14 protein-coding genes are annotated in these 11901 nt (G+C 69.9%); 6 read left to right on the forward strand and 8 right to left on the reverse strand.

What is annotated here, in order from left to right; translation table 11 throughout:
• The first annotated feature begins 1 nt into the window (after nucleotide 1).
• Both AB0K25_RS18080 and AB0K25_RS18085 read left to right on the forward strand, forming a co-directional pair.
• On the forward strand, nucleotides 2-757 hold the full coding sequence (locus tag AB0K25_RS18080) for an ABC transporter permease (protein WP_208568600.1): 756 nt from the start codon (nucleotides 2-4) through the stop codon (nucleotides 755-757).
• Nucleotides 673-987, forward strand: a complete 315-nt coding sequence (locus AB0K25_RS18085; protein WP_357536227.1) for a DUF3079 domain-containing protein — start codon at nucleotides 673-675, stop codon at nucleotides 985-987. Before AB0K25_RS18080 ends, AB0K25_RS18085 begins: the two co-directional genes overlap by 85 nt.
• On the opposite strand, the gene AB0K25_RS18090 is transcribed toward AB0K25_RS18085, so the two are convergent.
• From AB0K25_RS18090 to AB0K25_RS18115, 6 genes are all read right to left on the reverse strand, one after another.
• The gene (locus AB0K25_RS18090) at nucleotides 965-1618 is read right to left on the reverse strand and encodes an O-methyltransferase (protein ID WP_219467063.1); all 654 of its coding nucleotides are present in this window, start codon (nucleotides 1616-1618) and stop codon (nucleotides 965-967) included. The genes AB0K25_RS18085 and AB0K25_RS18090 overlap by 23 nt on opposite strands.
• Nucleotides 1619-1627: 9 nt before the next feature.
• On the reverse strand, nucleotides 1628-2284 hold the full coding sequence (locus tag AB0K25_RS18095; protein WP_363821259.1) for a Maf family protein: 657 nt from the start codon (nucleotides 2282-2284) through the stop codon (nucleotides 1628-1630).
• Between the two features lie 9 nt (nucleotides 2285-2293).
• Nucleotides 2294-3457: a S8 family serine peptidase gene (locus tag AB0K25_RS18100; RefSeq protein WP_363821262.1), complete on the reverse strand. Its 1164-nt coding sequence runs from the start codon at nucleotides 3455-3457 to the stop codon at nucleotides 2294-2296.
• A complete protein-coding gene (locus tag AB0K25_RS18105; protein ID WP_363821264.1) occupies nucleotides 3454-4830 on the reverse strand; it encodes a hypothetical protein in 1377 nt (458 codons plus the stop codon). Before AB0K25_RS18105 ends, AB0K25_RS18100 begins: the two co-directional genes overlap by 4 nt.
• A complete protein-coding gene (locus AB0K25_RS18110) occupies nucleotides 4827-5294 on the reverse strand; it encodes a hypothetical protein (protein WP_363821266.1) in 468 nt (155 codons plus the stop codon). The genes AB0K25_RS18105 and AB0K25_RS18110 overlap by 4 nt, the downstream gene beginning before the upstream one ends.
• 209 nt (nucleotides 5295-5503) lie before the next feature.
• A complete protein-coding gene (locus AB0K25_RS18115) occupies nucleotides 5504-5716 on the reverse strand; it encodes an acyl-CoA carboxylase subunit epsilon (RefSeq protein WP_363821269.1) in 213 nt (70 codons plus the stop codon).
• Between the two features lie 91 nt (nucleotides 5717-5807).
• Here AB0K25_RS18115 and AB0K25_RS18120 point away from each other — a divergent pair, with 91 nt between their 5' ends.
• Both AB0K25_RS18120 and AB0K25_RS18125 read left to right on the forward strand, forming a co-directional pair.
• A complete protein-coding gene (locus AB0K25_RS18120; protein ID WP_363821271.1) occupies nucleotides 5808-8006 on the forward strand; it encodes a protein kinase in 2199 nt (732 codons plus the stop codon).
• A 91-nt stretch (nucleotides 8007-8097) separates the two neighbouring features.
• A complete protein-coding gene (locus tag AB0K25_RS18125) occupies nucleotides 8098-8331 on the forward strand; it encodes a hypothetical protein (RefSeq protein ID WP_219467080.1) in 234 nt (77 codons plus the stop codon).
• Nucleotides 8332-8430: 99 nt separating this feature from the next.
• Here AB0K25_RS18125 and AB0K25_RS18130 read toward each other — a convergent pair whose 3' ends face one another.
• On the reverse strand, nucleotides 8431-9183 hold the full coding sequence (locus tag AB0K25_RS18130) for a GH25 family lysozyme (protein ID WP_363821273.1): 753 nt from the start codon (nucleotides 9181-9183) through the stop codon (nucleotides 8431-8433).
• Between the two features lie 163 nt (nucleotides 9184-9346).
• Nucleotides 9347-9892, reverse strand: a complete 546-nt coding sequence (locus AB0K25_RS18135; RefSeq protein WP_363821276.1) for a Uma2 family endonuclease — start codon at nucleotides 9890-9892, stop codon at nucleotides 9347-9349.
• A 101-nt stretch (nucleotides 9893-9993) separates the two neighbouring features.
• Here AB0K25_RS18135 and AB0K25_RS18140 point away from each other — a divergent pair, with 101 nt between their 5' ends.
• Together AB0K25_RS18140 and AB0K25_RS18145 are read left to right on the forward strand one after the other, a co-directional pair.
• Nucleotides 9994-10737: a M50 family metallopeptidase gene (locus tag AB0K25_RS18140; RefSeq protein WP_363821278.1), complete on the forward strand. Its 744-nt coding sequence runs from the start codon at nucleotides 9994-9996 to the stop codon at nucleotides 10735-10737.
• 138 nt (nucleotides 10738-10875) lie between these two features.
• The gene (locus AB0K25_RS18145) at nucleotides 10876-11868 is read left to right on the forward strand and encodes a 2-dehydropantoate 2-reductase N-terminal domain-containing protein (protein WP_219467089.1); all 993 of its coding nucleotides are present in this window, start codon (nucleotides 10876-10878) and stop codon (nucleotides 11866-11868) included.
• The last annotated feature ends 33 nt before the right edge of the window (nucleotides 11869-11901 follow it).

Raw genomic sequence — 11901 nt, forward strand, 5'->3', positions numbered from 1 at the left:
GATGAAATTCGCCCGCGACACCTGGCTGATCTTCCAACGCCAACTTCAACTGCTGCTGCGCAACCCGGTCTGGGTCTTCGTCGGCGTCTTCCAGCCGGTGATGTACCTGCTGCTCTTCGCCCCGCTGCTCAAGCCGGCGCTGAACGCGCCCACCCAGGCCGCCGCCTACAAGATCTTCGTACCGGGCCTGCTGGTGCTGCTGGCCATCTTCGGCGGACTGTTCCAGGGCTTCGGCCTGATCGCCGAACTGCGCGCCGGGGTAATCGAGCGGTCCCGGGTCACCCCGATCAGCCGGCTCGCCCTGCTGCTCGGCCGCTCCCTGCGCGACGTCGTCTCGCTGATCGTGCAGGCGATCATCATCACCCTGCTGGCGCTCCTGTTCGACCTGCGGGTCTTCATCGGGGACCTGCTGCTGGCGTACCTGATGCTGGCCCTGATCGCGCTGATGACCTCGGCCGTCTCGTACGGCGTCGCACTCAAGGTCAAGAGCGAGGACGCGCTCGCCCCGTTGATGAACACCGTGGCCCAGCCGGTGCTGCTGCTCTCCGGCATCCTGCTGCCGCTCACCTTCGCCCCCGGCTGGCTCCAGGGGGTCGCCGAGTGGAACCCGTTCTCCTGGGCGGTCGACGGCACCCGGGCGTTGTTCGCCGGTGACCTCGCCAACGACAAGGTGTGGCAGGGGCTGGGCATCATCGCGGTGCTCGCCGCCGCCGGGGTCTTCTGGGCGGCCCGACAGTTCGCCCGCAGCGTCCGCTGACGATCCCCACCCCGGCGAGGCCCGGTCACGGGCTCGTCGCGTCAGACCGTCGCCCCACCTCCCCACGACTCCCCACCTCCCCACGGCATCCCGGCCGGATGCCGTGGGGAGGTGATCGACTGTGTGCCGCCGAGCGGTATCGGTGCGAGGTGGACACCGCAACATCGGCCCAGGGGAGCCGAACTCGCCATTCCCCCGGCCGGCCGGTCAGTGCACCCGGGCGAGGGTGACGCCGTCGGCCAGGGGGAGCAGCACCGCGTCGACACGTACGTCGGCGAGCACCTCGTCGTTGAAAGCGGCGATCGCCCGGTCGGCGGCGTCACGGGGGGCGAGCACCCGGCCGCCGCGCAGGGTGTTGTCGACCGCGATGACCGCGCCGGGCCGCATCCTCGGCACCAACTCCGCCCAGTACACCGGGTAGCCGGTCTTGTCGGCGTCGATGAAGGCGAAGTCCAGGTAACGCTCGTGCGGCAACTCCCGCAGCGTCTCCGCAGCCGGGCCGATGCGCAACTCGATCCGGTCGGCCACCCCGGCGCGCTGCCAGTAGGACCGGGCGATACCGGTGAACTCCTCCGAAATGTCGAAGCAGGTGAGCCGACCGTCCTCGGGCAGCCCACGGGCGATCGCCAGCGACGACAGCCCGGTGAACGTGCCCACCTCGACGGCCTGCCGGGCACCCAGCAGCCGGGTCAGGAAGGTGAGGAACGCCGCCTGCTCCGGCGCCACCTGCATCTCGGCGTGCGCCGGCAGCACCGCGCGGGTCTCCTCAGCCAGATCGCGGATGATCTCGTCCGGCGGAGACCCGTGGGCGACGAGGTAGGCGTGCAGTTCCGGCGTCAGCGGCAGCGACTTCGTGGTCATGACCGGACGTTAGCCCAGCGGCTCGATCTCCTGGGCGCCCGGCGCGACCTTCGACCACAGGTCGGTGATGCTCAGCTCCAGATCGCGCAACAACCCACGGAGCAGCGGCAACGACAACCCGACCACCGTTCCCGGATCACCCTCGATCCCGTTCAGGAACGCCCCGCCCAACCCGTCGATGGTGAACGCCCCCGCCACCGCCAACGGCTCACCCGTGGCCACGTACGCGGCGATCTCCGCATCGGTGACGTCCGCGAAGTGCACGACCGTCGAGGCCACCGCCTCCGCGCGGGACTCACGCACCACGTCGAGCAGACAGTGCCCGGTGTGCAACACCCCGCTGCGCCCACGCATCCGCTCCCACCGTCGGGTGGCGTCGGCCGCATCCGCCGGCTTGCCGAGAATCTCACCGTCGAACGCGAGCACCGAGTCGCACCCCAACACCAGAGTCCGCTCGTCCGCAATGGTACGCAGCCGGTCGGACACCGCCTGCGCCTTCAGCCGGGCCAACTCCAGGCAGAGATCCTCGGCCCGATCCGCGACCACCTGGGACTCGTCGACCCCACTCACCAGTACGTCCGGCTCGATCCCGGCGGCCTGGAGCAACTTGCGGCGGGCGGGGCTCTGCGAGGCGAGTACGAGGCGCAGCGGCAAAGAATTGGACACGGGCCGACGCTACCGGCTGATCCGTGGTGGCGGGTCGTCGGCACGTCGGCGACGACGCCACACCAGGAACCCGCACCCGGCAGCCACGATCACCCCCAACGTCGCCCACCCCCGTGCGGCGGCACCGCCATCGTCGTTCCCACCGGACGATGACGTGGCTGCGCTCGTCGTCCCTGCCTGCGGGGGAGCGGCGGTGACGCTCTCGAAGCCGAGGGGTGGGACATCGGCGGTGAGCGCGGCCACCAGGTCGATGACGCCATAGCCGTACTCGTCGTCCCGGCCGGGAGGACCTTTGTCGACAGCTGTGGCCGTCAGCCGGTGTACGACCTCGGCGGCGGGAAGGTAGGGGTACTTCGAGCGGACCAGCGCCGCCGCCCCGGCAACAATGGCCGTCGCATCGGACGTACCGGTTCCCTTGCGGTACTTGCCGTTGATGCTGGTGCTGTAGATGTCGACAGCCGGCGCAACAACATCAACCTCGGGACCACTCACAGAAATAGAAGCATGTTCCCCTTTTTGGTCCACTCCGCCTACGGCGACAACTCCGGCAACGGAGGCGGGATAGCCCACCCTTGCATCATCGGGAAGATTGCCGGCGGCGGCTACAACAACAATGTCGGAAGTAAGGGCGCGGGCGACCATCTGGTCCAGGTAGGGGCTTCTGCTGCCGACACTGGAGATGCATATTATATTGGCTCTGTGCTCAATTGCGAAATTGATTCCGTCGGCAAGGGAGTCTGGGGTGCCATCACCTTTCGGAGGGAAGGAAAGAATGGGAATTACCTTCGCCTCTGGTGCAATTCCGAGTGCCCCCGTGCCGTTTCGTTGGCCGTGTGCTGCGACTAATCCCGCCATTCCGGTGCCGTGGCTATCGCGGTCGCTCTGACCGTTCCCAAATCCTCCGGGAATCGTATCAGTTCCTGCGAGCATGTTTCCTTTTAAGTCTGGATGGGGGGAAACTCCGGTATCTATAACAGCAACCACCGATCCGCTGCCCTGGTTTATTCGGTGTGCGTCAACCGCCTTCACGAATTTCAGATGCCATTGGTCGCCACGTATTAAGTCCGTCCCCTTGGGTGTTGCGGTCGCAGGTGTCGACACTGCCAAGATGCTGAACACTTGTGCCAACGCAAGGAGGCGCGGGAAGCAAATCCTCCTGCTGATACTTGTCATCGGTTAAAGCCGATGGCGGGGCCAGGGTCGATTGGTCCCTCCTCTTCTGGAGGATTGACCACTGGTGGCACCCCTTTTTCGGTCGCCCATGGATGGCTGGGATCCCACTGGGGAGATGAACCTGTGTGTGTGGTCTCATCCCTAGTTGAAGGGTTGTTAAATCCACCCATCTTGGTTCCACCGCCGACGGGTGGGAAGCCGCCGAGTCCACCGAATTGACTGCCCCTACCCCCACCGGGCCTTGTTCCGGCACCCCCTGTCGGGGCAAGGCCGGCACCGCCGCCGCCAATGACCCCGCCAACTGGATTAATTCGTCGGTGGGTGCCGTTCGTGACTGGCGGGCCTATTGCTGCTCCGGGCGTGCCGCCAATGACGCCGCTGTGGGGCGTAGTTCTCGGTGGATTGCCTGTATGGGGGCCTAGGCTTCTGTCGGTAGCGGGAAGCCTGCTCGCGGGGATTTGACGTCCTTGTGTATTTCCCGCCCCATTGAATGGCTCTGTTGGCCTTGTTGTTGCTAATGTCGGCGGAATGCCAAAACCTGGCTGAGGATTTTTGGCGCCTATGTGGTTTGCAGGGTTGGCTTCCTGAATCGGGTTCGGCGACAACGAGCCAACAGTGCCGCCGAGCGTGGGGCCGCCATTCGAATGTGATGCAAGCTGGCCCGTCTTTGCGGTTTTGGCTCCCTTGGGTTTAGGGGGTGCTGCTGCAGGTTGCCCTACTGGCATGGGAGTGATCGGGGGGATTATTGGTATTGGGGTAGAGCTGCCATAAGTATCCGGATTGCCAAGGTCGCGAGGGGTACGTACTGGTGGAGGTTTTTGGAGCATTGCTTGGGCTTGTTGGAGTTCACCACTGAGCCCGAACATGATCCCGCGTGCTTGCACGTTCAACCGCTCCAGGTCGCCATCGCTCACCGGTGGGTCCACCACCCGGCTGCCCATCGCCGCCTTGGGGTCGGCCAGTGTGGCTTCGTACCCCCGCTTCTGCTGGAGCTTCGTCGCGTACTCGTCGTGCAGCCGCTTCAGTTGCGGTCTGGTGCTGTCGATGGCGCGGGCGGCGGCGGCGAGGGCGTCGTGGTTGGCGGCGGCGGTGTCGTGGGTGTGCTGCACCCTGCTGATCAGCTCGTCCAGTTCACCGAGGTACGCCTTGGCGGCGTCGTTGGTGGCGGGTGGCCATGCCTCGGCGAGGCCGCTGCGGTACTGCTGGAGTCTCCGCAGATGAGCCTGGGCGAGGTCGCAGACCTTGCGCCATCCCGCGACGTGTTTCCAGTGCCCCTGGGTCTCCTGGTCCTGGAGGCAGGCCCACATGCTGAGCACGTCCATGAGTTGCCAGTCGGTGAGGCCGGAGGTGCGGCCGCTGCCCCGTTCGATCACGGCAGCACCACCGGGCCCGGATTTTCGGGGCTGTTGGGCGCGGGAGCGGTCCACGAGGAACGGCCGGTGAGAGTGGATGCGGTGACCTGTGCGCCGTGCAGGGCGCGTTCGACGTCGGTCACCCGGGCGTGGGCGAAGGCGTCGGCACCCTGGTAGTCGGTGGCGATCCGGTTGGCGGCGGTCGCCAGCCGGCCGGTGGCGCCGGCCAGGCCGTGCACCAGGTCGGAGGTGGCCTGCTGGGTCTCCCAGTGCGCTTGGAGGAAGTGCACCAGCTCGATGAACGCGTCGCACGGGTTGGGTACGGCGGCGGTCATGTCGTCGGCGATGTAGCGCAGGTGTGGCGTGTAGTTCCGTTCGACCTCGGCCTGGAGTTGGTCGGCGAACTCCCGCATCTGTCGGATGTCGGCCTCGATGCCGCCGTAGTTGCCCAGCCAAGAAGCTGGGCGGCCCTCCTCAGGGATCACTGGTCCTCCCGAACGTCACGACACCGTCTCCCAGAGTGAGGCTAGTGGCTGTTCGGCGATCCCGGCAGCCCCGGCACTGGCCCCGGCCGCCCTCCGCCAGTCAGCAGCCCGGCACTGGCTCCGGCCGTCCTCGGCCAGTCAGCAGCCCCGGACGGCCGCCGTCGGCCGCCGGCCGTCGGCCGGCAAGCCTGGCCCGGTGGCGTCGGCTGTCAGCGGGGCAGGCCGGAGGTGCGCCAGGCGTCACGACCGGGCACCGGGACCACGCCGACCGGACGGGCGCTACGGGCCCACGTGGACCCTACGGCGGGCCTGGGTGTGCCGGCCGGCCGGGAACGGAGGGTGATCGCGCCCACGAGCGCGGCCAGTTCCTCGGCGGTGGGAACCCCCCGGACTACCCGGAACAGCGGCTCTTCGGCAGACATGTCGCCAGGGTACGCGTCGACAAGTTGACCCACGTCGCACAGTGGCGTGCCGGCGGTGTGCGCGTTGGTGCGGCCGGGTACCGTCTCACCGATGTCTGACGTGCCTTCCCAACTCGTCGCTGACCGGTACCGGCTGCTCGCGCCGCTCGGTCAGGGTGGCATGGGCCGGGTCTGGAGGGCACGTGACGAGGTGCTGCACCGGGACGTCGCCATCAAGGAGTTGGTCCCGCCGCCCAGCCTGACCGACGACGAGCGGCGCGAGATGCGGGAGCGGTCGCTGCGTGAGGCGCGGGCGATCGCCCGGCTCAACCACGTCAACGTGGTGCGCATCTTCGACGTGCTGCGTACCGACGGTGACCCGTGGATCGTCATGGAGTACGTGGCGTCGAGGTCGTTGCAGGACACCCTCGCCGAGGACGGCCCGGTGCCCCCGGCCCGCGCGGTGGAGATCGGCCTGGGCGTGCTGGGCGCGCTGAAGTCCGCCCACAAGGCCGGGGTGATGCACCGGGACGTCAAGCCGGGCAACGTGCTGCTCGGCACCGACGGTCGGGTGGTGCTGACCGATTTCGGACTGGCCACCATTCCCGGCGACCCGAACGTCACCCGGACGGGAATGGTGCTGGGCTCGCCCGCGTACATCGCGCCGGAGCGGGCCCGCGACGGCACCGCCGGGCCGGAGGCGGACCTCTGGTCGTTGGGGGCGACGCTCTACGCGGCCGTGGAGGGCAAGTCGCCGTACGCCCGGCCGTCGGCGATCGGCACCCTGGCCGCGCTGGCCACGGAGCCGCTGCCGCCGGCCAGGAACGCCGGCCCGTTGAAGCCGGTGCTGACCGGCCTGCTCCGCAAGGACCCGACCGAGCGGATCACCGCCGAGGTCGCGGAGCGCATGCTGCGCCGGGCCGCCGGCAAGCGCGCCAGGGGCATCTCACTGCTCGACGGGGTACGCCGGCCGGGGCCGAACGGCCCACGTGAGCCGCGTACGCCGGTGGTGCCGGCACCCCGCCCGGCGCAGGGCGGGGGCGCGAAGACCTCGTCGTCCCTGGCCGCCGCGGCGGGGGCCGCCACCGGCACCGCGGCGGCGAAGGCGGCGTCGGACAGTGCCGCCGCGCGGGCCACGGCGGGTGGTGCCACCGCTACGGGTGGCGCTGCGGAGGCGACTGTCGTCACCGGGGCGTCGACCACGGGTGCGGACGTCACCACGAAGATGTCGGCCGGTGCGGACGCCGGGCCCACCACGAAGGTCACCCCACCGGGTGATGTCGACGACGCGCCGACCAGCATGGTGCAGTCGGCCGGGACTACGCCCACCGGTGGGGCCGCCGCGTCGGTGGCTGCGGATGCCGCACCGACCGGTGGGGTCGTCCCGTCGAGCGACGCGGACGCCGCACCGACCACCCGGGTCCCCGGGTCGACGCCTGCGGAAACCGCGCCGACCGGGAAGGCCGGTGTGCCGACCGATGCCGGGCCGTCGGGCGCGGTCGCCCCGGCGGCCCGCGCCGGCCTCGACCCGGGCCCGCCGGCCAACCCCACCGCCGTGCTGGACACGCCGGTCAGCCCGTCCGCCGGGTCCGCCGGAGTCGCCTCCGTCCCGGTGTACGACGAGACGCCACCGGACCACAAGCGACGTAACCTGCTGATCGGCGCGCTGGTCGCGGTGCTGCTGGTGGGATTGGCGCTGGCCGTCCCATTGCTGACCAGCTCCGACGAGCCGGGGGACGGTACCCCGCAGGCCGACCCGACGAGCGTCGCCGCGTCCTCCGCCGCCCCGACGTCGGCTCCGGCGGCTCCGCCCCCGACCAGCGCCGCGTCCAGCCCGACGCCGTCGGCCACCCCTTCCACCGACCCGAACGCGCTGCCTGAGGGTTGGGAGATGTACCAGGGGCCGACGTTCAAGGTCCCGGTGCCGAAGGGCTGGCGGCGCAGCGTCCGTTCCGACGCGGTGGTCATCACCGAGCCGAACGGGGTGCGGGAACTGTTCATCCAGTGGACGTCCAGCCCGCTCAAGGATGCGGTCGCCGACTGGAAGAACAAGGAACCGGACCGGAAGAAGTACGTCAACAACTACCAGTACCTCGACATCAAGGCGTGCGGCGGTTACCGCACCTGCGCCGACTGGGACTGGTTGGAGAGCCGGGACAACACCCGCATCCACGTCCGCAACCGGGGTTTCGTCACCGCCACCAACCGGGGCTACGGGCTGCGGTGGGAGGTGGCGGCGAAGGACTGGAACGCCAACCTGGACAACTTCGCCCTGATCACCAGCCGGTTCGTGCCGGACCGGAATAACTGACCCGGGGGATTCCCGCCGGGGGTGAAATCGTTTCGCATGACTTTCCGTCATCCGGGGTATCTGACCCGGGACGACGGAAGGAGGTAGCGAGATGAGTTACCGACGCAGGGATGCCCGGCCGAGACTGGCACTGTGGATGCTCGTCGCCCTCGGCGATGTCGTCCTGCTGCTGTTGAGCGCCGGCGTGGCCGCGCTGGTCGTGTCGATCGCCGTCGTGACGGTCGCCGCCGCCGGGGTCGCCGCCTGGCGGCTGAGCCGACGGACCGCGACGCCCGCCGCCACGGATGCCGTGACCATGCCGTTGACCAGCCGGAAGAGCGCCTGACCCGACGGGGTCCACGAACCGCGACGGCGGCAGCCGGACCAGCCATCGACCCTACGGTGATGACCGGTCCCGCTGCCGCCGAGCCGGCTGCGGGGGCGGTCAGGTGTTGTTCGCGAGCGCGACCAGCCGGGACCGGGTGCCGTTCCAGTAGTTGCGGTCGACGTTGCCGCTGATCCCGGAGACGCTGCCGGTGCTGGTGTACTGCCAGAAGCTCCAGACCGAGGCGCCGGCCGGCAGGGTGCCGGGCGCGCTCGCCCAGCGGGCCACCCAGAGCGGGTGGTTGGCCCACGGGGCCGTCCAACTGCCGGTGCACTGGTTCCACCAGCTCGTGGTGGTGTAGATGACCGCGTACCGGCCGGTGCGGGAGCGGTAGGTGTTGAGGAAGTCCTGGATCCAGTTGCGCATCCCGGTGGTGGACAGCCCGTAGCAGGTGCCGCCGCTGTACGGGTTGGCCTCGACGTCGAGCGCGGCCGGCAGGGTGCGGCTGTCCGCCGACCAGGCCCCGCCGTTGCTGGCGAGGTAGTTGGCCTGGGTGGCGCCGGAGGAGATGTTCGGCCGGGCGAAGTGGTACGCGCCCCGGATCACCCCGGCGTTGTAGGCGTTGACGTAGTTGGTGTTGAAGTCCGGGTCCTTGTAGCTCGTACCCTCGGTGGCCTTGATGAAGGCGAACTCGATTCCGGCGTTGCGGGCGCTGCTCCAGTTGATGGAGCCCTGGTAGTGGGAGACGTCGACGCCGGCGGTGGTGGCGGCGGCCGCGGGTGCGGCCGTGACGACGAGGGCCGCGGCCGCGGTGGCGGCGACGGTGAGACCGGCGGCGAACAGCCGGCGCAACGACACTCTGGTACGGGTCATGGATTCCTCCAGGGACGCCAATCGATTGACGCCAATCTTTGGAGATTCCTGCCCTTGATCGCAAGAGGTCCTAAGGAAACTTTCATCGACAACGGTCGAGTCGACCTGCGGTGATCCGAACCGGTCAGGGCAGGCCAGGGGCGGTATCAGGCAGCGGGCCGGCTCAGCGCAGCGCGGCCGGATCGAGCTGCCACCGGAACGGTTCGGCCAGGGTGAGCGTCTCGCCGGCCTTCGCCACCTGGTCCTCCACGTAGTGCCTGCCGTCGAGCCGGTGCAGTCGCAACGAGTGGGCGTCGCCGTCCTGCTCGACCAGCAAATACCACGGGATGCCGGCGAGCGCGTAGAGCTGCATCTTGACCAGACGGTCGGCGGCGGCGTTGCCCGGGGAGACGATCTCGCAGACCAGCGCCACCTCACCGGCCTCGACCAGCGTGCCCTCGTCGTCGGTGTCGGCGACCACCACGTCGGGAATGACGATCCGGTCCACCCCGAGCCGCACGTTCACCGCCTCGAACACCAGCAGCCGACCCGCCGCAGCCTCGGCGCTGTTGGCCAGCAGGCGGGACACCCGCTGGTGCCGCTTGCTCGGAGCAGGGCTCACGATCAGGCTCCCGTCGAGCAGTTCGATCCGGTTCGGGGTGTCGCCCATGGCGAGGTAGTCGGCCTCGGTCCAGAGGCCGACGTGGTGTTCCAGGGGAGCCGCGCTCACCGGCCCTCACCTCCCGTTCCGCTCGCCGCCCGGTCAGTCTCACACGATACGAGGCGACGAGCGTCGAGCGACATGAACCGGGCCGGGTAGGCTCCCCGGCCATGGTGTCGATCGACGGGCTGGGCGACCTCTGGGACCGGCTGTTCAGCGCCCAACCCGACCCGCCGCCCCTGCTGGTGGTGCTCACCGCCCTGGCCGCGCTGGCGGTCGTCGCGGTCCGGTCGTCCTGGCGGGTCGCCCGCAACGCGGTGACCATCGCCCACGAGGGGGGTCACGCCCTGGCGGCGCTGCTCACCGGGCGGCGGCTGCACGGCATCCGGCTGCACTCGGACACCTCCGGCCTCACCCTCAGCGCCGGCCGCCCCACCGGCCCCGGCATGATCCTCACCCTGCTCGCCGGGTACGTCGCGCCGTCGCTGGTCGGCCTGGGTGGTGCCTGGCTGCTCGGTGGCAACCGGATCACCCTGCTGCTCTGGGTCGCGGTGGCACTGCTGCTCGCCATGCTGCTGCTGGTCCGCAACGTCTTCGGGATGCTCTCCCTGCTGGTCACCGGCGGGGTGGTGCTGCTGGTCTCCTGGTACGCCACCCCGCAGGTGCAGGCCGTGTTCGCCTGGACCTCGGTCTGGTTCCTGCTGATCGGCGGCGTCCGGCCGGTCTTCGAGCTGCAACGGCTGCGCAGCCGGGGCCGGATGCCCGAGTCCGACGCCGACCAGCTGGCCCACCTGACGCCCTTCCCGGCGTTGCTCTGGGTGGTCGTCTTCGGGCTGGTCAACCTGTTCGCCCTCGCCGTCGGCGCGGTCCTGCTCGCCGGGCCGCTGCTCACCAGGGCCGGCATTCCGCTCTGAGGCCGTCCACCCGGGCCGCTCCACCGCGACCGCACCTCCAGCGGCATCCCGCGTCGAGCCGTCGGGGTCCGTGCGGTGCGCGCACCTGCGGGCGACGCCGGGTCGCCGACCTGGCCGGATGCGGGCAGAATCGGTCCGATGCGATACGTGATCATCGGAGCGGGCGCGGTCGGCGGCACCATCGGCGTACTGCTGGGAGAGGCCGGGCGCGACGTCACACTGGTGGCTCGGGGCGCGCACCTGGACGCGATCCGCCGCCGGGGGCTCACGCTGCGTACCCCCGACCGGTCGCTGACCTGGCGTGGGCCGGCCACCGGCGGGCCGGGCCCGGAGCCGCTGCCGGCCGACACCGCCCTGGTACTGACCGTCAAGTCGCAGCACACCTGGGCCGCCCTGGACGCCTGGGCGGACACCCCGGTCGTCGGCGGTGGCACGGCCGGGCAACGGTTGCCACTGTTCACCGCGCAGAACGGGGTGGCGAACGAGCCGACCGCGCTGCGCCTGTTCGCCCATGTCCACCCGGTCTGCGTGTGGTTGCCGGCGACCCATCTCGACCCGGGACGGGTGATCGCCAGTGGTCACCCGTACCCGGGGATGTTGCACCTGGGCCGCTATCCGGCCGGTGCCGACGAGACCGACGTGGCGGTGTCGGCGGACCTGACCGCCGCCGGCTTCGTCGCCCCGGTGCGGCCCGACGTGATGCGGTGGAAGTACGGCAAGCTGTTGAACAACCTCGGCAACGGGGTGCAGGCCCTGCTCGGTGGCGACCTTCCCGGCTGGCTGCTCGACCGGGTCCGGGCCGAGGGCGTCGCCGTGCTCGCCGCCGCCGGCATCGCGCACTCCAGCGAGGACGAGGAACGGACCGAGCGGGGTGACCGGGTCGGCACCCGGCCGGTCGACGGGCAACCCCGCAGCGGCAGCTCGACCTGGCAGAGCCTGACCCGGGCGGCGGGTTCCACCGAGGCCGACCACCTCAACGGTGAGATCGTGCAGCTCGGCCGCCGGCACGGGGTGCCCACGCCGGCCAACACCGCCGTGCAGATCGCGGTCCGCCGGCTGGCGCGGGAACGACTGCCCGCCGGCACCTTCCCGCTGGCCGAACTGACCGACCTGGTGCAGCGACCAGAATGATCGGCTGACCACGCAACCCACCGGTGTGCGGCG

The sequence above is a fragment of the Micromonospora sp. NPDC049257 genome (genome assembly GCF_040678915.1).
GTDB lineage: Bacteria > Actinomycetota > Actinomycetes > Mycobacteriales > Micromonosporaceae > Micromonospora > Micromonospora antibiotica.